General features: G+C 48.2%; 20 protein-coding genes and 3 riboswitches. Of the genes, 12 read left to right on the top strand and 8 right to left on the bottom strand.

Annotated elements, in window-relative coordinates; genetic code table 11:
• Nucleotides 1–11: 11 nt before the first annotated feature.
• Together HZS85_RS11200 and HZS85_RS11195 are read right to left on the bottom strand one after the other, a co-directional pair.
• Nucleotides 12–341 (bottom strand): YolD-like family protein, encoded by a 330-nt coding sequence (locus tag HZS85_RS11200; protein WP_214856048.1) that lies wholly within the window; start codon nt 339–341, stop codon nt 12–14.
• Complete coding sequence (locus tag HZS85_RS11195; protein WP_214856047.1) at nt 325–1,647, bottom strand: Y-family DNA polymerase; 1,323 nt, start codon at nt 1,645–1,647, stop codon at nt 325–327. The genes HZS85_RS11200 and HZS85_RS11195 overlap by 17 nt, the downstream gene beginning before the upstream one ends.
• 176 nt (nt 1,648–1,823) lie before the next feature.
• Here HZS85_RS11195 and HZS85_RS11190 point away from each other — a divergent pair, with 176 nt between their 5' ends.
• Complete coding sequence (locus tag HZS85_RS11190; RefSeq protein WP_035410976.1) at nt 1,824–2,462, top strand: pentapeptide repeat-containing protein; 639 nt, start codon at nt 1,824–1,826, stop codon at nt 2,460–2,462.
• 48 nt (nt 2,463–2,510) lie between these two features.
• Here HZS85_RS11190 and HZS85_RS11185 read toward each other — a convergent pair whose 3' ends face one another.
• The 6 genes from HZS85_RS11185 to HZS85_RS11160 form a co-directional block, all read right to left on the bottom strand.
• Nucleotides 2,511–3,266: an MBL fold metallo-hydrolase gene (locus HZS85_RS11185; protein WP_214856046.1), complete on the bottom strand. Its 756-nt coding sequence runs from the start codon at nt 3,264–3,266 to the stop codon at nt 2,511–2,513.
• A 60-nt stretch (nt 3,267–3,326) separates the two neighbouring features.
• The gene (locus tag HZS85_RS11180; protein WP_056063724.1) at nt 3,327–3,815 is read right to left on the bottom strand and encodes an arsinothricin resistance N-acetyltransferase ArsN1 family A; all 489 of its coding nucleotides are present in this window, start codon (nt 3,813–3,815) and stop codon (nt 3,327–3,329) included.
• Nucleotides 3,816–3,940: 125 nt separating this feature from the next.
• Nucleotides 3,941–4,477, bottom strand: a complete 537-nt coding sequence (locus HZS85_RS11175) for a 1,2-dihydroxy-3-keto-5-methylthiopentene dioxygenase (protein WP_035410968.1) — start codon at nt 4,475–4,477, stop codon at nt 3,941–3,943.
• A 16-nt stretch (nt 4,478–4,493) separates the two neighbouring features.
• Complete coding sequence (locus HZS85_RS11170; RefSeq protein WP_214856045.1) at nt 4,494–5,114, bottom strand: methylthioribulose 1-phosphate dehydratase; 621 nt, start codon at nt 5,112–5,114, stop codon at nt 4,494–4,496.
• Complete coding sequence (locus tag HZS85_RS11165) at nt 5,111–5,770, bottom strand: 2-hydroxy-3-keto-5-methylthiopentenyl-1-phosphate phosphatase (RefSeq protein WP_214856043.1); 660 nt, start codon at nt 5,768–5,770, stop codon at nt 5,111–5,113. The genes HZS85_RS11170 and HZS85_RS11165 overlap by 4 nt, the downstream gene beginning before the upstream one ends.
• Nucleotides 5,767–6,957 carry a 2,3-diketo-5-methylthiopentyl-1-phosphate enolase gene (locus tag HZS85_RS11160; protein WP_214856041.1) on the bottom strand — a complete coding sequence of 397 codons (1,191 nt, stop codon included), beginning with the start codon at nt 6,955–6,957 and terminating at the stop codon, nt 5,767–5,769. Before HZS85_RS11160 ends, HZS85_RS11165 begins: the two co-directional genes overlap by 4 nt.
• A gap of 70 nt (nt 6,958–7,027) precedes the next feature.
• A riboswitch (SAM riboswitch) is annotated at nt 7,028–7,129 on the bottom strand.
• A 205-nt stretch (nt 7,130–7,334) separates the two neighbouring features.
• Nucleotides 7,335–7,438, top strand: a riboswitch (SAM riboswitch).
• Between the two features lie 78 nt (nt 7,439–7,516).
• Here HZS85_RS11160 and mtnK point away from each other — a divergent pair.
• The 11 genes from mtnK to HZS85_RS11105 all read left to right on the top strand — a co-directional run bounded on the left by mtnK (nt 7,517) and on the right by HZS85_RS11105 (nt 21,306).
• On the top strand, nt 7,517–8,683 hold the full coding sequence (gene mtnK / locus HZS85_RS11155) for an S-methyl-5-thioribose kinase (RefSeq protein WP_214856039.1): 1,167 nt from the start codon (nt 7,517–7,519) through the stop codon (nt 8,681–8,683).
• The gene (mtnA, locus tag HZS85_RS11150) at nt 8,680–9,729 is read left to right on the top strand and encodes an S-methyl-5-thioribose-1-phosphate isomerase (protein WP_214856037.1); all 1,050 of its coding nucleotides are present in this window, start codon (nt 8,680–8,682) and stop codon (nt 9,727–9,729) included. The genes mtnK and mtnA overlap by 4 nt, the downstream gene beginning before the upstream one ends.
• Nucleotides 9,730–9,740: 11 nt before the next feature.
• Nucleotides 9,741–10,823: a sugar ABC transporter substrate-binding protein gene (locus tag HZS85_RS11145; protein ID WP_029340727.1), complete on the top strand. Its 1,083-nt coding sequence runs from the start codon at nt 9,741–9,743 to the stop codon at nt 10,821–10,823.
• Nucleotides 10,820–12,328 carry a sugar ABC transporter ATP-binding protein gene (locus HZS85_RS11140; RefSeq protein WP_214856035.1) on the top strand — a complete coding sequence of 503 codons (1,509 nt, stop codon included), beginning with the start codon at nt 10,820–10,822 and terminating at the stop codon, nt 12,326–12,328. Before HZS85_RS11145 ends, HZS85_RS11140 begins: the two co-directional genes overlap by 4 nt.
• Nucleotides 12,325–13,329: an ABC transporter permease gene (locus HZS85_RS11135; protein ID WP_214856034.1), complete on the top strand. Its 1,005-nt coding sequence runs from the start codon at nt 12,325–12,327 to the stop codon at nt 13,327–13,329. The genes HZS85_RS11140 and HZS85_RS11135 overlap by 4 nt, the downstream gene beginning before the upstream one ends.
• Nucleotides 13,330–13,694: 365 nt before the next feature.
• Nucleotides 13,695–14,651 carry an AAA family ATPase gene (locus HZS85_RS11130; protein ID WP_035410946.1) on the top strand — a complete coding sequence of 319 codons (957 nt, stop codon included), beginning with the start codon at nt 13,695–13,697 and terminating at the stop codon, nt 14,649–14,651.
• On the top strand, nt 14,648–15,730 hold the full coding sequence (locus HZS85_RS11125; RefSeq protein ID WP_214856033.1) for a DUF58 domain-containing protein: 1,083 nt from the start codon (nt 14,648–14,650) through the stop codon (nt 15,728–15,730). The genes HZS85_RS11130 and HZS85_RS11125 overlap by 4 nt, the downstream gene beginning before the upstream one ends.
• Nucleotides 15,727–17,799: a transglutaminase TgpA family protein gene (locus HZS85_RS11120; protein WP_214856032.1), complete on the top strand. Its 2,073-nt coding sequence runs from the start codon at nt 15,727–15,729 to the stop codon at nt 17,797–17,799. The genes HZS85_RS11125 and HZS85_RS11120 overlap by 4 nt, the downstream gene beginning before the upstream one ends.
• Nucleotides 17,800–17,839: 40 nt before the next feature.
• A riboswitch (purine riboswitch) is annotated at nt 17,840–17,941 on the top strand.
• 129 nt (nt 17,942–18,070) lie between these two features.
• Nucleotides 18,071–19,591, top strand: a complete 1,521-nt coding sequence (gene guaA / locus HZS85_RS11115) for a glutamine-hydrolyzing GMP synthase (protein ID WP_051353615.1) — start codon at nt 18,071–18,073, stop codon at nt 19,589–19,591.
• A 157-nt stretch (nt 19,592–19,748) separates the two neighbouring features.
• Nucleotides 19,749–20,681: a tyrosine-type recombinase/integrase gene (locus HZS85_RS11110; RefSeq protein WP_214856031.1), complete on the top strand. Its 933-nt coding sequence runs from the start codon at nt 19,749–19,751 to the stop codon at nt 20,679–20,681.
• A 25-nt stretch (nt 20,682–20,706) separates the two neighbouring features.
• Nucleotides 20,707–21,306, top strand: coding sequence for an excinuclease ABC subunit UvrC (locus HZS85_RS11105; protein WP_214856030.1), 600 nt, complete (start codon nt 20,707–20,709; stop codon nt 21,304–21,306).
• Nucleotides 21,307–21,579: the final 273 nt, after the last annotated feature.

The raw sequence follows: 21,579 nt of genomic DNA, 5'->3' as shown, positions 1-21,579 counted from the left end.
TGTATGAAAGCTTACCCGTTTTCGATCCGAACGATTCGTGTGAAGGAGATTTCTACTACAACACGACCACGCAGAAAGAGAACGGAACGTTCAGGCTCTAGCCGTTCAACAAAACCGACGACCGTCACGTAGCTACTTTCCTTATAATACGTGATTTCGAGTTCGTTTCCTTCTATTAAAGCCTCTTGAAGTAAAAAGTGCCACGATTCTTGCAGTTGTTCATCGATTTCAGGCAAGTCGAGCTGATGCATTTGGACATAATACTCCCGGAGCAATTGCAAGTGCTCCGGCATGAGAAAAGGGATCCACTTTAAATTCCCTCGATCACGATACGCTGTCATGAAGATCACCTCCTGGATGACCGCCAACGAAACGAAGCCGCCGTTTGGCGACGCTCGTATCGAGAAACGAGACAGCGAGACGAATCGTTCCTTTCCCGTAGCGGAGGTTAACGATGTCCATTGCTTTTAATAAGCGCCGCCGTTTCCAAAGTCGTGTATTATCCTCGAACAAGGATAATTGTAAGGTACCTTGATCGGCAGTCAGATGACCCACTGCGACAGATAAAAAACGAACAGGTTCTCCGTCCAGCCAATTCGGTTCGAATAATTGTAAGACATGACGCAGAATGATTCGCTCATCGGATGTCGGATAAGGCAACCGGACTTGACGCGAGAAGCCACTTCGGACGACGTTTCGAGAATAACGGACACCGATATGAACAGTCCAACCGACTTGATTCGAAAAGCGGCAACGTGCGGCAACATCCTGCACGAGTTCGTTGAGCACATTCCGGATACGTTCGAATTGATAATAGTCCTGCATCAAGGTCACACCGTGTCCGATCGTCCGTTGAGGGGCTTTCTCGAACAAATGGCGAGGGGGAAGCAGTGTCGGTGACGCGTCAAGACCCCAAGCGTGGTGCCACAATTCGGCGCCGATGACACCGAAGCGTTCATGTAACTCTTCGACGGGGCGCATGGCAAGGTCACCGATCGTTTCAATCCCCATCATCTGCAGATGTTGTTCCATGCGGTGTCCGACTCCCCACATCTTCCGAATCGGAAAATCATGGAGACGTCGTGCGACATCAGCGTATCCACATTGTGCGATGCCTTCTTTTTTCCCGATTAAGTCAAGCGTCAGTTTCGCGATGACGTTATTTGGACCAATCCCGATGCGGACATGAATGCCGGTCTGCTTCAGAATCGCTTCTTGAATCTTTTTGGCAGCTTGCAGATCGGAACCAAACAGGCGATCGGTTCCAGTCATGTCAATGAAACTTTCGTCAATCGAATAGACACGGATCGCTTCAGGTGGGGCGAATTGGTGCAGGACATCCAGGACACGAATCGACGTTTTCATATAAGCGAGCATGCGCGGTTCGACGAGTTGAATCGTACGACGAATGGCGTAGGGTAATTGCTCGATTTCGTACAGTCGACCGGCTGTCTTGATTCCAAGCGCTTTTAAGGCGGGAGTAGCGGCGAGAATGACGGATCCGCTTCGTTTTAAATCGGAGACGACCGCAAGACGTGTCGTTAAGGGAGGGAGATTGCGATACTGGCATTCACAGCTGGCGTAGAAGGAAACACTGTCAACACAAAAAATACGTTTATTCTGTGGTAAAACGACGGAAGGAAACATTTGAATCACTCCTTTACATGAAAGAACATATGTTCTTATTTTGATTTTCTTTGACTATAGCATGGTCTCAAAGTGTCTCAAAATAAAAAACTGTTGAAAAAAGAGGGATTTCGAACGATTGACCCTTATGCAAAAGGAGTTTGATACACTAAAGGAGAGAAAAAGGGGGAATTTTTATGAAAGAGATCGTTATCCGTTTACCAGAATTACCGAAAACGCTTCAAGCAGAGACGTTCGATCAAGTCGAAATCGACGATCCATATCTGAAAGGAGCACGTTATGAAAAGGAGTCGATGCCTGTCGAACTGACGGAGCGTATCGATGCCTATCAAGTATGTTTTCAAAATGTCTCGTTCGCGAACCTCACCTTTGACCGCGGTTCGTTCGAAGATATTCGTTTCGAGCAATGTGACTTAACAGGATGTCACTTCCAAGAAACCCGTTTTCACCGCGTGTCTTTCGTCGGATGCCGGATGACGGGTGTTCAGTTTGAAGATTGTACGCTTGATCATCTGACGATCGAAGAAGGACTCGCAGACTATGCCCAGTTCATTCGTAGTACTGTCCGTCATCAGCATTGGAGTGAAACGACGATGAAAGAAGCACAGTTCTTCGAAGTGAAACCGACCCATTGGAAACTCGAAGCGGTCCGGCTTACTGATAGCCAATGGATTGAAACACCATTAAAAGGTCTTGATCTCCGGCAGACGGAACTCTCTGGTATCACAATCGATCCGCGATTTTTACCGGGCGCAGTCATTACGGAAGAACAAGCAGTCGCCTTCGCTCGATTATTAGGATTGGTCATTCCATGAAAAAAGTCTCTTTTCGATGAATTTCGAAAAGAGACTTTTGATTTGTTCTTAAAATGACATCGTTTCGCCATCTTCCGGAATGAGGAAATGGGCAGAGAGGTGGAAAGCAGCTAAAAAGTCAGCAATCATGTCGCGCCGCAGGAGACAGTGATTGACGGACTCGAGGTGCGAGACGATGATCGTTGCTTCCGCTGCTGCTTCGTGTACGGCAAGGAGATCACGCTGCGACATCGTGATCGGTTCTCCCGTCAGGAACTGGGCAGCCCCACTGTTGACGACGATGATATCTGGTGTATGTTGTTCAATCGCATGCGCGACCTCGTCACACCAAATCGTATCACCTGCGATATAAAGCGTCGGTTCGTCCGGATGCGTGAGGACGAGTCCGGAGACATGTCCCATTCGTTCACCGATTTCACCGACACCATGCTGTCCACCTGTTCGATGGACCTGGATATCACCGATCGTCACACCGGAATCGAAGGAAGAGACGTTCGTGAAGCCGGCTTCTCGGATTTGCCGTGCGTCTTCTTCTTGCTGCGCATAGAATGGCAAATGCTTGGGTAGAAATTGTTTTGCAGCATCATCGAAATGATCGGCATGCAGATGCGTGACGAAGACAGCGTCAGGATCGAGCAGTGTCTTAACATCGACCGGTAAGTCGACGAGTGGATTGGCGACGGCATTCGGCGTTTGACCGAAAGGAGGTAAACTGCCTTTTTCGCCGAGAAACGGATCGATCAGTAAAACTTGATTGGCATACGTGACGACAAGCGTTGTATTACGAATTTGTTGAATATCCATTAGGTTCATCCTCTCTCAATGACTCGGATTGACTATTCCCCGTCTGGCATTCAATGAATCCTATCGTAAGCGTTTCTCCATCGCCATGACGTCGACGTATTCGCCGTTCAAGCGACCTTGTTCCTTAAATGTCCCAACAATCCGGAATCCGGAACGGATGTAGAGCTTTTGTCCGATTTTATTGAACGGGAAGGTAAAGAGGATCAGCTTATGCATCTGATGATCGCGCGCATGTTGTTCGGCAGTTTCTAACAACTGTGTCCCGATCCCTTGTCCGCGATGTGTTCGAGTAATGTAGACGGAAATCTCACCAACTGTCGCATAGACAGGACGCGGGTTATACGGATCAAGAGAAATGAAGCCGAGGACACCTGTCTCATCTTCTGCGACATATCCAGCGTAGCGATGCGTACGCTCTGCATACCACTGGGTCATGAACGATAAATCTTTTCGATCCGTCTCAAGCGTTGCGATTCGGTCTTCGATGCCTTCATTATAAATGGATAGAACAGCGGGTAAGTCATGTTCCGTTACAGGACGAATATGCATGTTGCTCACTCCCCAATCGCTTTTCCCTCATTATATCTGTTACGTGTCGATGTAGTGATATGTTTGTGAGATAAGAAAAAGCGCCGATTCTCCTTATATAGAAGAAATCAACGCTTTTGTCGTTCTTAAGAGACCGTGGATGTCTCGTTCTCGTAAATTGGAACCCAACCATCCGTCGTGACGAAAATTCGAACAGCGACGACTTTCCGATCCTCTTGGAGCGTAAAGTAGTGGCGTGTATTGACAGGAACAGAAATCAAATCACCAGGATTGAGTTCGATGTTATAGTAGCCGACTTCTTCGTCTTTGATCGCGAAGACGCCGTGACCGCTGACGATGAAACGGACTTCATCATCCGTGTGATGATGTTCTTTCTGGAAGTTGACGAGCAACTCGTCAAGGTTCGGTGTCGTATCCGAAAGTGAAATGATATCAGCTGTCTGATATCCACGACGTTCTGATACGTCTTTGATTTCTGGAGCGAACGTATCGAGAATCGTTTGTTTGTCGGCATCCGTCAGTGTGAAGTTCTCGACGAGAGGTGCTGGTAGTTTTGAGACGTCCCATTGTTCGTAAAGAACGCCGCGCGATGCGAGGAAGTCAGCGACTTCCGTTTGATCCGTATACCGTGTGTTTGTTTCTTGGAATAAGACTGTTGCCATGAGATGATTCCTCCTTTTAATAGATAGATTGACGGCATGATTGCAACGTCAACGTATAGTTGAATAAAAACTCGAAGGCTTCGAGGTGTTTCTTTGCTTCAAAGGCGGTCGGTGCCCAGACCGTGATTCCGTGATTGCGAATCAGGACGGCACCGCTGTCCGCTGTGACATGCGGTGCAAAAGCAGCAGCGAGTGTCGGGATGTCCGCGTGATTCGGAATGATCGGCACCGTGACCGTCGCATCTTCTTCCCAGTGACCGAGTGCCTTGATGATTTCTTGACCGGAGAAGGTGATACTTCCTTGATCGCCATATAACTCCGAAATCACATTGTTCGCAATCGTATGGACATGCAGGGAACATCCGGCGTTCGTTCGGTTGAACACTTCGACATGGAGCAATGTCTCAGCAGAAGGACGCCCGGATTGCTCACCGATCAATTGACCGGTCGCATCGACATGAACGAAGTCGTCAGGAGTCGTCTGTCGTTTATCTTTTCCGCTTGCCGTCACAAGGAATTCAACCGGGACACCGGATGTCCGGATGGCGAGATTGCCACTCGTACCAGGGAACCAATCGCGCGCCGCAAGCTCTTGTTTGATGGCGCGTAGCTCTTCATACCGTCGCATGAATGTCATGTTGTCACCTCCGCTCGTGTTAAATCATGAACGATATCGTGGAACGTCTCAAACGGTGTATAGGCGATATCGTTCTCTTCACACAACGTGATCAGATAATCACGGGCATAGACACGATCCGCTTGTTTTGCGAGTTCGAAGTCCGTCACCGAGTCGCCGATGACGATGATGACGTCACCGTCTTTACGTAGTGTCCGGGCAACGGACGTTTTACAACAGCCGCACCCGTTCGTGCAATGGGTATCGCAGGCGTTTGGCCAATCGATATGGACGAATGGACCACTAAAATCAGCGACGTTACAGTAAATCTGTTCTTGGTCGAGGAATGGCGCTAAGATTGGTTCGACGAAAAAGTCCATTCCACCGCTGACGATCGAAAAATCGATGCCTTGACGACGACTGTACTGCAGTAACTCCGAAAATCCGTCGCGAATGACTGCACGCTCCAACAAAAAGTCAAGATAGGCTGTTTTTCCGTCAGACGGCAGAAGTGCGAACATTTGCCCGACACCACTCTGAATCGATAACGTCCGGTCGAGTACACCGCGTTTTAACGGTTCGAAGTCACTCGCTGGCGCAAATGCCTGCATGAGTGCGATGATGTTATCCTGTGTCGTCACCGTCCCGTCGAAGTCACAAAGAATCCGTACGGTCATGACTTGATCCCCCAAGCGTCGAGGGCAATTCGTAATTCTTCATGACGCGATGCTGCCGTCGATAGGGATTCATTTGCGAGTGCCGCATCGAGTGCCTGACGGAAAGCAATGACACCAGCCGCAGCACCTTGCGGATGACCATGTACGCCGCCGCCGGCGTTGATGACGGAATCGATCCCGAAGTCTCGTACGAGTTGAGCGACGAGTCCAGGATGAATACCGGCTGAAGCAACCGGGAAGATTGATTTCGTCTGACCGAGACGGGTCGCTTCGACCGCGATACCACGGGCGACATCCTTTGGCAAAGCGACATTGCCGTAAGGAGACGGGAATAGCGTCAAGTCTGCTCCAGCAGCGCGCGGTAATGTGCCGAGTAAGACAGGAGCTGCGACTCCGTGATTCGGGCTAGCGATCAACGCACCGCTATATGCCGGATGATTGAAAATCGGAACGTTGATTTCCGGATCACTTGCCAGTTCGCGTAAGACGTCGAGTCCGTATGTGAAGGTATTCAGCAAGAAAGCAGTCGCTCCAGCATCAATCAATCGCTTGGCTTGATCCTTGAGCGTAAAGACAGGACCGCTGAGTGTGATCGCATATAACGCACGTTTACCGGTCCGTTGGAAGTGAGCATCGATGACCTCACGTCCGATCCGTGCCCGGTCAATCGTTGGTGTCAATGGATTGTCGTATAGGATCTCATCGTCTTTGACGAGATCGATCCCACCAGCGAGTTGTCCTTCGAGTTGATCACGAAGGAACGATAAATCGCGTCCGATGACTCCTTTGAAGATGCTCATTAATAGTGGGCGATCTTCGACACCGATCAAGGAACGGACCCCTTCGATCCCGAACTTTGCACCTGGAAAGTCCGACGTAAATGTATCGGGTAGTAGCAATTCCGTTAATTTGATTTCACCGTCGAGTGAGAGTTTCCCGAAGACGGTCGTCAGAATCGCAGAAAAGTCGCGCGATACGTTATGTTCCGGGTAACGAATCGTGATATATCCTTTGCCATCGCGCTCTTCGGTATGTACGACTTCCCCTTTGAACGAGGCAAGTTGTTGTTGTTCGAGATGATTCAGTTCCGTCCAAGAACCGACTGTCAGACCAAGCGCGAGTTGTTCAGCGCGCTGCTCGAGTCGATCACGGGCAGTCAATTGATAAGTAGCAGTGATATAAGCCATGTCTTTCCTCCTTCAACAAAAAAATGGTCTCTCGTCAGCGACAAGAGACCATGAATGATTCGAACGTGGACTCTTATCTGTCAGCTTAGTAGCTGCAAGAATTAGCACCGTGCCAAAAGGTCGGTTGCTGCGACATCGTAGGGCTTGTCCCTCCGTCTGCTCTTGATAAGAATTGGATGAAATTGTGAAATCTAATTGCAATTTTTACATGAGAATCGCCACTTGTCAAACTATTTTTAGAAAATTTATTTTTTTGAAAATACTCTTTCTATAGATGACTTAAAAATGATATCCGTTTCTGCTTGATTTCGATTTGACAGCGAGGAAGTCGATTGCGTAAGATTCAAATCAATATCACACACGACAACTACATACGACTCTTATCGCGAGTTGGCAGAGGGAATTGGCCCGATGACGCCGCAGCAACCGACCACTGGGCACGGTGCTACATCCAACAGACGTTTCGTCTGAGAGATAAGAGGACGCAGTGACTTTTCTGCGCCTCTTTTCGATGACGAAAAGAGGCGCTTTTTCGTGTATCACATAGGGGGAAACTGAGATGACATATAAAGCATTCACAGAACAGGACGCGATTGATTGTGTTCGGACATTAGGACTGATCGGCGATGGAGCCGTCGAAGCAGAAGAGATTGGCGACGGGAACCTCAACCTCGTCTTTCGGATTCGAGAAGGCGAACATCGCTTGATTTTAAAACAAGCATTACCATATGCGAAGGTCGTCGGGGAGAGCTGGCCGTTATCGCTCGAACGAGCGTGGATCGAGCAATCCGCACTCCGTGAATTCGCACGGCATGCCGTACCGTTCGTGCCACGTGTTTTTCATGCTAGTCATGAAGAGGCATATACGGTCATGGAAGATCTTTCACATCTGACGATCGTTCGAAGTGGTTTACTCGCAGGTGAACAGTATCCGTTGCTTGCGGAACATATCGGTTCTTATCTCGCTCGGACGTTATTCCATACATCGGACTTTGCGCTTGGTCCGGTTGAAAAGAAACGTGTCGCCCGAACGTACTACAATCCAGACATGTGCGACATCACGGAAAAATTAATCTTCACGGATCCGTTTCATGACGCGGAGACGAACGAGATTGAAGCCGGGCTTGAAGAAGAGGTGGCACGTCTATGGGCGGACGATGAGTTGAAACGCGAAGTCGCAAAACTCGAAGCGCTTTTCATCACGAAAGGAGATGCGTTGTTACACGGCGATCTACATACAGGAAGCATCTTTGCTTCGGCAACGGAAACGAAAGTCATCGATCCAGAATTCGCCTTTTATGGTCCATTCGGATTTGATGTCGGACAGTTCATCGCCCACTTATTCTTTGCAGCATACCCGGATTATTCAGCACTTCGTGATGCCCGGATTCGCGACATCGATACGTTCTGGCTGACGTTCGCTTCGACGTTCCGTGCCTTATGGGAACGCGAAGCCGTCGAACCATTCCGGACATCGGGACTCGTCGACGATGTACTGAGCACGATTCTGCAGGATGCACTCGGCTTTGCCGGTTGCGAACTGATTCGTCGGACGATCGGACTCGCACCGGTCGCTGATTTAGAAACGATTAGTTCTATGACGGAACGACTAGAACGAAAACAACATGCTTTACGTTTAGGATCGGCGTTAATCAAACGTCGGACCGAATGTCGGACATTTGATGATTTGCGAAACTTCGACGTAACGGAGGAACTTAGCCGATGAGTACATTCGTTCAAAGTATTCGTTATGAAGATCGTGTCTTGACGATTCTCGATCAGACACGTCTACCGCAGGAAGAACACTATGAAGTCATTACCGATCTTGCACAAGCGGTCGAAGCGATTAAACAACTGCGCGTCCGAGGGGCGCCTGCTATCAGTTTATTTGGCGGATTCGTACTCGTTCAAGAGGCGTACCGGTTTGAAGCAGAACTGTCGATCTATAAGCAAGCCTTGCTTGAGACATCAGCGACGTTACTCGCGACACGACCGACGGCTGTTAACTTACGAAATGTCCTTGATCAATTGAATCCAATCATTCAAGACGGGACGTCGGTAGAAGAGATCCGCGAACGGCTCGAGCAGCGAACGATTGCCTTATACGACCAGGATGCGCAGACGTCACGTCAAATCGGGATTCATGCACTGGAATTGTTCCAGTCAGGCAACCGGATCCTAACGATCTGTAATGCTGGATCGATTGCGACCGCTGCTTATGGAACAGCACTTGCGCCATTCTATATCGCAAAAGAACGCGGCATTGAATTATCTGTTTTTGCGAGTGAGACGCGACCATTACTGCAGGGAGCACGACTGACGACATGGGAGCTACAACGTGCCGGCATCGATGTCACGCTAATTACAGATAACATGGTCGCCCATACGCTGAAAGAAAAACAGATCGATGCAATGATCGTCGGGGCGGACCGGATTACACGCAACGGAGATACGGCGAATAAGATCGGAACGTTCCAACTAGCATTACTCGCTCAAGCTTTCGGTATTCCGTTTTACGTCGCAGCACCGCTCTCGACGTTTGATTTCTCACTTGTTTCCGGAGACGCGATCGAAATTGAAGAACGTGATCCGCAGGAAGTGACGACTGTCCAAGGTGTCGCGACAGCACCGGAAGGCGTCGCTGTCTTCAACCCGGCGTTTGATGTCACACCACACACATTGATCACGGGCATCATTACCGAACTTGGTGTCATCACGCAACCGAATGAAGAAACGATTGAACAATTAACAGGGCTTCAACCCCTCGGATAAGGAGATATGTCATGAAAAAATTAGCTTACGCCGTCCTAGCACCGGCACTGTTACTAGCGGCTTGTGCGAATGGAGAAGCCACGACGACGAAGGTCGTCAAGGATGTACCAAAAGGGGTTCAATCGGACGTCAAGATCGCCGTCATCCGCAACCTAGCATCGGACGACCATACGAAACAATTCCTTGATGGCGCACGAAGTGAAGGCGAAGCGCTTGGCTTTAAAGTCAGCACGTTTATTTCGGAAGGTAACGACGTCAAGTTCAAGGAGCTGGTCGCGCAAGCGATTCAGCAAGATTATGATGGGCTCATCATCTCGCATGGTAAGGAAGACTACGCCTATGACATGATTAAACCAGCGGTCGACAAAGGGCTGAAGGTCGTGACGTTCGATACGGTCACGAAGAAAAAAGGAACGGCGTTAAAAGGTGTGACGGAAACATTCCAAAACGATCATCAACTCGCGAAGCTATCGCTTGATGAAGTGACGAAGGTGACGGACAAAAAGCCGGTCCGTGTCATCAAACTTTGGTTCGGACCAGGTTTTGCCCCGCTCGATCGTCGTCAGGAAATCTATAAGACGTACGAAGCAGACGGTAAGATCAAAACGCTTGAGACGGTTGGACCGACAAACTTCCAAGATGTCCAAGGGGATATCGCAACGAAGATGAATGCGATTCTCGCGAAATATCCGAAAGGAAGCATTGATGCGGTTTGGGGAGCGTGGGATGAAGTCGCAAAAGGGGCTTACAAATCGCTCAAGGATAATAAACGTCAAGAAATCCCGCTAATCTCGATCGATGTCTCGAATCAGGATATCAACCTGATGCGTGAAAAAGGCAGTAACTGGGTCTCGACGAGTGCGGTGGATCCATTCTTGATTGGACAAACGGACATGCGATTACTGGCTAAGAAAATCGCTGGCGAGAAGACGCCGGATAGCTTTGATCTCGATGCGAAACTTGTGGAGCAGAAGGCGTTGAAGCAGGATACGACGATGTACAATCTCGATACGATTATCAAAGGATGGAGTACATCGGACAAATTCAATGAACCGTGGATGGACCGGTTGCGTGACGTCCATAAAAAACAATGACGTCTACCAATCATCACTTGAAGATGACTGGGATTTCACTGGCGTTTCCAGGAGTGCAAGCCTTAAAACAAGTCTCGTTTGAAGTGAAATCCGGTGAAATCCACGCGCTTGTCGGTGCGAATGGTGCCGGTAAGTCGACGTTGATGAAAGTCTTATCCGGAGCGGAAACGGCGGACGAAGGAACGATCCGTCTCGACGGGAAGGAGTTGTCCATCACGTCACCACGTGATGCGAAACAGATTGGAATCGACCTCGTCCAACAAGAGGTCGATGTGGCGCTTGTCCCGTATTTGACGGTCGCTGAGAATATCTGTCTCGATCTGTTGACGGACGGAACGATGACTGGCTTCGTATCCCAACGCCGTTACATACAGCGTGCCAAGGAAGCGTTAGCGACATTACAGGCGGATATTTCCGTCAAGACACGTGTCGAGGAGTTGCGGCTTGCTGAAAAGCAACTCGTACTGATTGCTCGCGCCCTCGTCCAAGAACGCCGTTTTTTGATTTTAGATGAACCAACGGCACCTCTCAGTCAGGCGGAAACAAGCCATCTCTTTTCAGTCGTGCGTCGTTTAGCCGAACGAGGGCTTGGGATCATCTTCATCTCGCATCGTTTACAGGAACTATATGAGATTTGCGACTCCATCTCAGTCATGCGCGACGGTCAACTCATCTCACGATGTCTTTTGACAGACATCACGAAGGAAGCTGTCGTTGAGCAGATGCTCGGGCGTCAGCTTACGTCTGTTGCGAAAACGTCACGGGTAAATGGAACGAACGTATTGACCGTCGAGAGTGCTACGAATGCGGACGTCCACGATATCTCCTTGACGGTTCAAGCAGGTGAAGTCGTTGGTATCGCGGGTCTTGTCGGTGCTGGTAAAACGGAATTATGCAAAGCATTGTTCGGTGATCGCCCGTTTCAGGAAGGGGAGGTTCGGATAGGTGGAAAAGCCCATCGCCTTCGCAATCCACAAGCTGCGATTCAAGCGGGAATCGGTCTCGTTCCAGAAGAACGACGAAAAGAAGGAATTCTTGTTGCCGATTCTGTCGCAGAAAATCTAACAGCAGCGGCAGCTCATGATTTCGTCAACCGTTGGGGGCTGATGGATCGTCGCAAAGAAGTTGAACAGGCATCGCAATGGGTCAAGGAGCTGGGCATTAAAGTGGCAGACGTGAAACAGGAAGTGGGTCAACTATCCGGTGGGAATCAACAAAAAGTCGCCATTGGAAAATGGTTACTGACCGATGTCTCTGTACTCGTCTTGGACGAACCGACGAAAGGTGTCGACGTCGGAGCCAAACAAGATATCTATCGTCTGATTGACGGACTCGCGCAACAACAAAAAGGGATCCTTTACGCGACGAGTGAATGGGATGAACTTTTGACCGTCACGGACCGAATCTACGTCATGTTCGATGGACGGATCGTCCATGAAACGAAGACGGCGGACACATCAGAAGAAACCTTGTTGTGGTATGCGACAGGAGGAGGGCAACGATGAATGAGGTAGTATCAAAACAAACGAACCGAGGGAAGGGGTTACGTCCTGTCCTCGGATTCTTGAACGACTGGGGGATCGTCCTCGCGATCCTTGCCCTCGTCCTATTTTTTGCGACGACGGCTCCAACATTCCTACAAGGGACGAATTTGATTAATATTTTACGAAGTATCTCCATCGTGACGATTATCGCGATCGGCTTGACCGTTTCTTTGACGGTCGATGGATTTGATTTATCGGTCGGGTCGACCGCGACGCTTGCGAGTTCTTTCGTCGTCTCGTTCTTCGTCTGGTACAGTCTACCGCTCGGTGTCTCGATTGGTTTAGCACTTCTCTTATCTCTTAGCGTTGCTCTGGTGAACATCTTACTCATCGTCTGGTTTAAGATTCCGGATTTGTTTGCGACGCTTGCAACGATGTTCATCGTCGAAGGTGTCGCGATGACGTATACCGGTGGTGGTTCAATCAGTGCCGGAATGCCGCGCCTGGACGGTACACCAACAGTCGGCACGATTCCGGAGGCTTTCGCGAAAATCAGCCAGGCGCCTTGGATCATCGTCATCATGCTCGTCGTCGTCGCTGTGACACATGTCTTTTTAAGCCATACGCGACATGGTCGTTTTCTCTATATTATCGGTGGGAATCCGGAAGCCGCACGACTGACAGGAATTCGTGTCAACCGCTACCGGGCACTCGCGTATCTGATTGCTGGGTTACTTGCTGCGGTCGGTGGGATTTTGCTTGCGTCACAAGTCGGATCGTCGCAAATCAACGCCGGTTCCGGTTATCTGATGCCAGCGGTCGCGGCGGCATTCATCGGCTCGTCGTTCGCAGGACAAGGGAAGCCGAATGCGCTTGGTACACTTGTTGGGGCTTGTCTCGTCGGGATTCTTGAAAATGGTCTCGTCATGCTGTCTGTTCCATACTATTCGTTGAATATCATCAAAGGGCTGGTCCTTGCGGTCGCACTCGCGACAACGTATGCGCGTTATCGAAAAAAATAATTAAAATTCGACGTTTCGTTTATAACATATTCGGTAATATTCAATATATGAAAGGATGGTGATGCACATGAATGATTACCAATGTAGAGGGAACGATCGCATGTCGCTTCTGAAAGAAGAGGATCACCGGACTTGACGAACGTTGTCCATTGACACGGAAGTATTCGTGTTTTACGTGCAACTGCACGGTTCAAGAACGGATCACGGCATGTGTTCGTTCCTGAAACAAATAAGGGGGAAACGCTACCGCGTTCCCCCTTTTTCGTGTGCTGGAAACTGCTCGTATTTCTTTAAAAGCGTAGCGGAATATGAGATGATATAAAAAGTCAGAAAATTCAACTACTACGAGAGCAAGGGGCCTGACAATGCGAACATACACTAAGGAGATTCAAGCGATTATCGACAACGTAGAGAAAGTCATCATCGGTAAGGAAGATGTCATCACACAATCATTGGCAGCATTACTAGCGGGCGGTCACGTTCTATTAGAAGACGTACCGGGAGTCGGGAAGACGATGCTCGTCCGTGCGTTCAGCCGATCGATCGGGTTGACCTTCAAACGTGTTCAGTTCACGCCAGACCTACTTCCGTCAGATTTGACGGGTGTATCGATGTATAATCAGAAAACAAGCCAGTTCGAATATAGACCGGGTCCTTTAATGGGAAACATCGTCTTAGCCGATGAGATCAACCGAACATCACCAAAAACTCAATCTGCCTTACTCGAGGGAATGGCGGAAGCGAACGTCACCGTCGATGGTGAGATTCATACGCTTCCGAATCCCTTTTTCGTCATGGCGACACAAAACCCGATTGAACATGAAGGAACGTATCCGTTACCAGAAGCACAACTCGACCGTTTTCTCGTCAAAGTCAAAATGGGTTATCCTGATTTCCAGCAAGAAATGAAGTTGCTCACGCGTTTTGAACGGGATGAACCAATCGAAACACTCGAAGCTGTAATTGGTCGCGAGCAATTGCTCCAGATGAAAGAAGACGTCAAGAACGTTCATGTCTCACAGCCTGTCAAAAAATATATCGTCCATCTCGTTCAAGCGACACGGACGAATGGGTCACTCTACCTCGGCGCGAGTCCTCGTTCTTCGATCGCCTTGATGAAGGTCGCGCAAGCGTGGGCGTACATGGAAGGACGCAGTTTCGTTTTGCCGGATGATGTTAAACATCTCTTGATTCCAGTCCTGTCACACCGCCTGATTTTGACAGCGGATGCGCGTTATCACGGTCAATCGTCGGAACGGATTTTGGAACAGATCAAAAAAGAGGTTGCTGTACCCATCCAACAAGACGTGGAGTCCCTATGACGAAGTGGCAAATTGGTTGGCGTTACGCTGTATTACTTTTGACGACGGCAGCCTTATGGGCATATGCGCGCGTTGATGGCGGAAATGTCGCTTCCTTGCTGTTTTACGTCATGGCTGGTTTGACCGTCTACTGGACTCTCTTCCTCGTTTGGCCCGTCACGCAGGCACTTGCGACACGCGAAGTATCGAACAAGATGCTCGTTGCTGGAACCGATATCCCGGTTTCCTTACGGGTTCGTCGACGTTTTCCGTTTCTCGTCGGAGCCGTCGAAGTGACGGAGGTGATTCCGAACGAACTCAGTGAAGAAAAACTCGATATTAGCCGTCCACTCCGAGCCCATTACCGGAAGACGGAGCAAATCGATTACACGATACCATCGATTCGTCGAGGGGTGTATCAGATTCCAGGCTGTATCGTCGAAATCACGGATCCATTCGGGTTATTCAAGCGGAAGCGGATGTTTCCGGTCGAGACGTATCTTGCGATTGAACCAGCGCGCCTTGCCGTTCAGCTTCCCCATGAGGAAGACCGTGGCGATGGGGGAATCTCACCGGTGTCACTTGATCTTCGCCAGTCGTCCTTTACCGTCGTCGGGGTCCGGGAATACGTCAGTGGGGATCGGATGAATCAGATTGACTGGAAAGCGACAGCGAAACGCCAAGGGTTGATGACGAAGACGTTCGAACGAGAGCAAGAACGGGAGACGACGATCGTCTTTGATGAGGGAACGAAGGCGGGTGAAGCCTTCGAACGTGTCATCTCGATGCTCGCAGAAACGACGGATCAGTTGAACAAACGACGACTGAGCTATCGGATCCATCTCGTCGGGCATGCCGTTCAATCATTGTCGTTACCACTTGAAGGAGCGAAACTGACGCATTACCTGATGACGGCGCAACCGAGTCGGACGCGAACGTTCATCGAGTCATGGGAATACTCGTCTAAGGCGCTTCGATTGAGCGGGAACGTCCTCTTCATCACACCGGATCTTGAATCGAACAATGAACTATGGATTTCGAAGATTAATCAAGAAGCCACCGTTCATGTCTATACACCAGAACGGAGGGGAGTGCGATGATACGACGATTAATCTGGAACGCCATCGCAGCAGCCCTTTTGACTTGTTTCATGCCACCACTTCTCGAACTGACGACATTCGAGCATCTTTGGTCCTTCTTACCGATGCTGTTCCTGCCTTTACTGTTATCGCATCTCGCGCGACGTTACTTCTTACTTGGCAGTCTCGCGGGGCTACTATTATCGTTCTACTTGATTTTGACACCGGGTTCCGCACCGTGGGGAATTTTTACGGAAATCAGCTCGGATATTCGAAGTGTCATCAATGGTGAATTACCGGGACGACCAGCCTTTACGCTGTCGATTGGTTTGATCAGTTTCTTGATCGCTTATCTCGCGCGCCGGACGTTCCCGAATCGTGGGTTCGTCTTCGGACTTGCTTTTGGAGTCATCGGGTTCATCGCCTATTGTGATACCTGGACGGATTACTCGGGAGAGACGTTCATTCTTTATCCGATCATCTTGTCTTTGGTATTGCTGTATGCGACGGAGGTCAATGAACGACCGCGTGCTTCCTACGTACGCCCACTGAGCGCATTATTCATCATGGGAGCTGTCATCGTCGTTGCTGTCCAAAGTCCTGTCATCAATGCGACATGGCAAGACAGTTGGTACGATTTGACGTCGGGTCTTGAAGGGGAAGGAGAGCCGACAAATGCGATTCAAAAGGTCGGATACGGTAACAACGATGAACAACTTGGAGGACCATTCCAGATGGACGACCGAGAAGTCTTCCAAGTCGAAAGTGAAGGAAACCGCTATTGGCGCGTTGAAACAAAAGATATTTATACCGGAAAAGGTTGGATCTTGTCGGAGTCAAACCCTGAAATCGATGGACGTGGTTTTTTCTCGACCTTCGGTACAGAGGTCAAGACCCGCGAAGAGACAGCAACATTTGAAATGGCGCGTGAATTACCATTCGTGCCATATAACGGTGACAATGTAAGGGTCGAAGTGAATCAGCAACGACAAAATGTGTTGGTTGACCTCGAGAATCAAAAAATTTCGTATCTCGACGAGGCGGATCGTCAACGAAACTATCGAATCGACTATTCGTACCCACTCTTTACGGAAGAACAGCTCCAGACAGATGAACCCGTCAATTTATCTGAGAATGAAACGGAGCGGTATCTACAACTGCCGGAAGGTTTACCGCAACGTGTCCGTGATTTAGCGAATCAAATCGTTGAAAACAAAAAAACACCATGGGACAAAGCACGGGCGATTGAAAATTATTTCGAAGAAGAAAACTTTGAATACAATACAGAAGATGTTGCTGTACCGAAAGAAAATCAGGATTACGTCGATCAGTTCCTGTTCGAGACGAAACTCGGATACTGTGATAACTTCTCGACGTCAGCCACTGTGTTACTTCGGGCAGCTGGGTTACCCGCACGCTGGGTGAAAGGATTCACGGGGGGCGAATCCGACGTCATCGGAGCTGCCGTAACGAGTTATACAGTACGCAATAAAAATGCCCATTCGTGGGTCGAAGTCTACATTGAAGGACCAGGCTGGGTACCGCTTGAACCGACAGTCAGTTTCGATGGAGTAGGACAATACACGATCGATCGGGAAACGAACAACGAGACGGAACAAGCAAATCCGCAACGTGAGACAGAAGATAATACGGAGACAACGACGCCAAATCGTCCTCAAGAAAATCTTCTTGATGAAGAACAGACGACTAGCACTGGACAGACGGAGCAGAAGTCAATTCCATTTTGGCCAATCTTCCTGACGGCACTTGCTCTCTTGTTCCTCTACTTGTTCCGAAAACCGATTATTCGGACGCTTGCGATTCTCTTCTTCCGGAGACAGATTGAACGACCGGAAGGATTCCGACGGATGTATCGGTATCTCTTGCGGCGTCTTGATAAAAAAGGATTCCATTATCAAGATGGTCGGACGCTTGCGGAACTGGCGTACGAAGTCGATGGGTACTACGAGACGTACGCGATGCGACCGTTGACGGATGCTTACGAGCGGATGGTTTATGGTGGAGAATCATTATCAGTCGAGAAAAAACGTGAATATTTCGAAAATATCATTCGTCATGTAGAGGGTTGATATTTACGAAACGATACAGGTACAATGGGAACAACGTAAATCACACACATGCAATCTCCTTTGTATATACTCGCGAATATGGCGCGAGAGTCTCTACCGGGTCACCTTAAACGACCTGACTATGAAGGAGCAGACCCTTCGTATACATTTTTTTGTGAAGCGGCCTGCTCTTTTTCCATTTTATCCATGGGCGAAGAGCGGGCTTTTTTCATAGGGTACGCATGAAATCAGAAAGGCGGGAACAGATTTGGAAGCACATTTGGACCAGGAAATGATTCTCGTCCTCGATTTTGGAGGACAGTACAATCAATTGATCACACGTCGTATTCGGGACCTTGGTGTCTACAGTGAATTGCATTCGCATAAAATCACTGCAGCAGAAGTAAAGGAAATCGCACCTGCTGGTATCATCTTCTCAGGTGGTCCACGTAGCGTCTACGCAGAGGATGCGTACCGGTGTGACCCGGAAATCTTCGACCTCGGTATTCCAATCTTCGGGATCTGTTACGGCATGCAGCTCATGTCACAACATTTCGGCGGAACAGTGGAACGTGCGGGACATCGTGAATATGGAAAAGCCACATTGACGTTACAAGACCCGTCACCGATGTATGCGAACCTACCGCTTGAACAAACGGTCTGGATGAGCCACAGCGACCTCGTCACATCTGTGCCAAACGGATTCGTCGTCGATGGAACGAACGTGTCATGTCCGATCGCTTCGATCAAGAACGAAGAGTTGAAAATGTATGGTGTGCAGTATCACCCAGAAGTAAACCATACGGTCTTCGGAAAAGAATTGCTCAAGAACTTCCTCTTTGAAGTCTGTAAATGTGCAGGCGACTGGTCAATGGAGAACTTCATCGAAATCGAAGTAGCGAAGATTCAAGAACAAGTCGGCGATAAAAAAGTTCTTTGTGCCCTTTCAGGTGGTGTCGACTCGTCTGTCGTCGCAGCCTTGATCCACAAAGCAATCGGTGATCAATTGACATGTATGTTCGTCGATCACGGTTTACTGCGTAAGGGTGAAGCGGAAAGCGTCATGAAGACATTCGCGGATCACTTCCACATGAACGTCATCAAGATTGATGCCCAGGACCGTTTCCTCGACAAACTCCGTGGTATCTCGGATCCTGAGCAAAAACGTAAAATCATCGGCAACGAGTTCGTCTACGTCTTCGACGAAGAAGCTTCGAAGCTGACGGATATGGACTTCCTTGCCCAAGGTACGCTCTACACGGATATCATCGAGAGTGGTACGGATACGGCACAAACAATCAAATCACACCACAACGTCGGTGGACTGCCAGAAGACATGCAGTTTGAATTGATCGAACCGATCAACACGTTGTTCAAGGATGAAGTCCGTGAACTCGGGAAAGAACTTGGCCTTTCTGATGAAATCGTCTGGCGTCAGCCGTTCCCAGGACCAGGTCTCGGGATTCGTGTCCTTGGTGAAATCACAGATGAGAAACTCGAAATCGTTCGCGAATCTGATTTCATTCTTCGTGATGAGATTAAAAAAGCTGGACTCGAGCGCGAAATCTGGCAGTACTTCACAGTCCTTCCTCCAATCCGTTCGGTTGGTGTCATGGGCGATGAGCGGACATACGACTATGCGGTCGGAATCCGCGCTGTTACGTCAATTGACGGGATGACTTCAGACTGGGCACGTATCCCATGGGACGTGCTTGAGAAGATCTCGGTCCGAATCGTCAACGAAGTCCAGAACGTCAACCGCGTCCTGTACGATGTGACGTCGAAACCACCGTCAACGATTGAGTGGGAATAAAAATTAGACTTGATGAGGGGATTCGTCTCATGAAGCTTGTGGTATCAACGTTTTAAAGGGGACAGGTGAAAGGAAGTCTGTTTCACCTTCAACAACTCTATTTCAAAATGAAGCTCTCTTTTGTTCACATTATTTGTGAATGGAAGGGGGCTTTTTTATGACCAAAATTACGGAACTGTTAGACGATTTTAAACTGAATCAACAAGTTCAAGGGAGGAGACCACGATATATTGACATGTGCATCTGGCGATTGATGAGGTGGCAGGACTTTATGCAAGGAGATTTAGGAGTGGAGGAAGTCGAGGATATACGAGCTATACACGTTAAACGGTATATTCAGTATCGTCAGCAACTCGGACAAGAAAAAGAGATTACGATCAATAACAACATTGCCACATTAAAAGTGTTCTTTAACTACTTGGTAGAAGAGGAGTTCATCGAGGATCTCGCTAATCCGATGCGAAGAATCAAGAGTTTGAAGGAAGAAAAACGGGTGATTATAACGTTCAATGATGACGAAGTAAAACGAATCATCACTGATGTTGAGGAAGAAACCTATTCTAATGTCCGAGATAAGCTTATTCTCATCATGCTGTTTGATACAGGTGTCCGAGTTTCAGAGTTGATTGGCATTAAAAACAAGGATGTCTCATCTAAAGCGATACTAATCCATGGCAAGGGATCACAGCAGCGTCTTGTGTACATTAGCAAAACGATGCGCAAGTATATGCGTCGCTATGAAAGTTTGAAGAGAAAGCGATTTCGATGTAAGGAACCGGATGAGATAGAAGAGTACTTCTTGTTGGATCAATCCGCTACACAGCTGCATCGCTCGAGTATAAACAAGATCTTAAAGACTCATTGCAAGAATGCTGGAGTACGTAAGGAAGTCCGTTGTTCTCCACACGATTGCCGTCATTACTTTGCTCAAAAGCAATTACGTAATGGAATAGATATCTACAGCTTAAGTCGTTTGATGGGGCACTTTGATACGCAGATGACTTCTAAATACTTGAGAGGTCTAGAACAAGAAAGCATTTTAGAAATTGGTAGAATGTACAGTCCGCTTAATGATTTCAAAATCAAATAAAGATAGAGGGGAGGAAGGTTTCAATATGGGAAAGAAACAAACACATACCTTTGGCTTTGAGTTGAGCTCAATGAAGGGGCTCTCTGGAGTATATGTTTTCCGTAATGTTAATGGCGAAATCGAGTACGTGGGAACATGTAAGGACACAGACGAGACAAAAGAGAACTGGCGATCAAGAATACGATCACATAATTCCTATAACGGAAAAAAGTTAACAAATGAAGTCACATTTATGGATGTATTCATACCAGATCAATCTATTAATAACCGTGGCTTGTTAATCTTAGAGTATCTGTTGATTTGGTATCTAAGACCGCCTAAAAACCTTCCTGAAGGGCTCAGAACGCATTGGAGGTACTTTTACTGGTCCTGGTCAGAGGAAACTGTTAAAGCGGTAGCAGAGGACAAATATGACTTAATAATTACTACTAGTATTGAAAAGTATTTACGTTCTTTTCGAATCAAGCGAATCCATAGAGAGTATGAATTGGACGGAAGCTTTAGAAGATACGGTTCTATCAGAGAAGTCGGATTCATCGATGAGCCGTGTCTTAATAACTCGGTTTGTACTTGTCTTCATTGCATAGCGAGAGAACGGCATAATGCTATCTTCAATGATGATTGATTCAAATCAAACTAAATGTCTATGAAAACGATAAAAAGGCACTGAGGCAAAGAAGCTCCAGTGTCTTTTGATTAGGAAGGATCATAAGATAATAAATCTATATAAAGCTACCAGTCTATCTCATCATCTATAGGATTCTTAGGCAAGATTAGCACTCCTAAGTACACGAAAGATGTAATTAAATTTTCGAGACGAGAAGCATAAGGAGGTGATTTAACAAGTACACATACGAATAAACCGTAAATTAAATAAGGGTTTGTACGAGAAGGATTT

This window comes from Exiguobacterium sp. s130 (assembly GCF_018619055.1).
In the GTDB taxonomy this organism is placed as follows: domain Bacteria; phylum Bacillota; class Bacilli; order Exiguobacteriales; family Exiguobacteriaceae; genus Exiguobacterium_A.
This window is presented reverse-complemented; position numbering and strand designations above follow the sequence as displayed.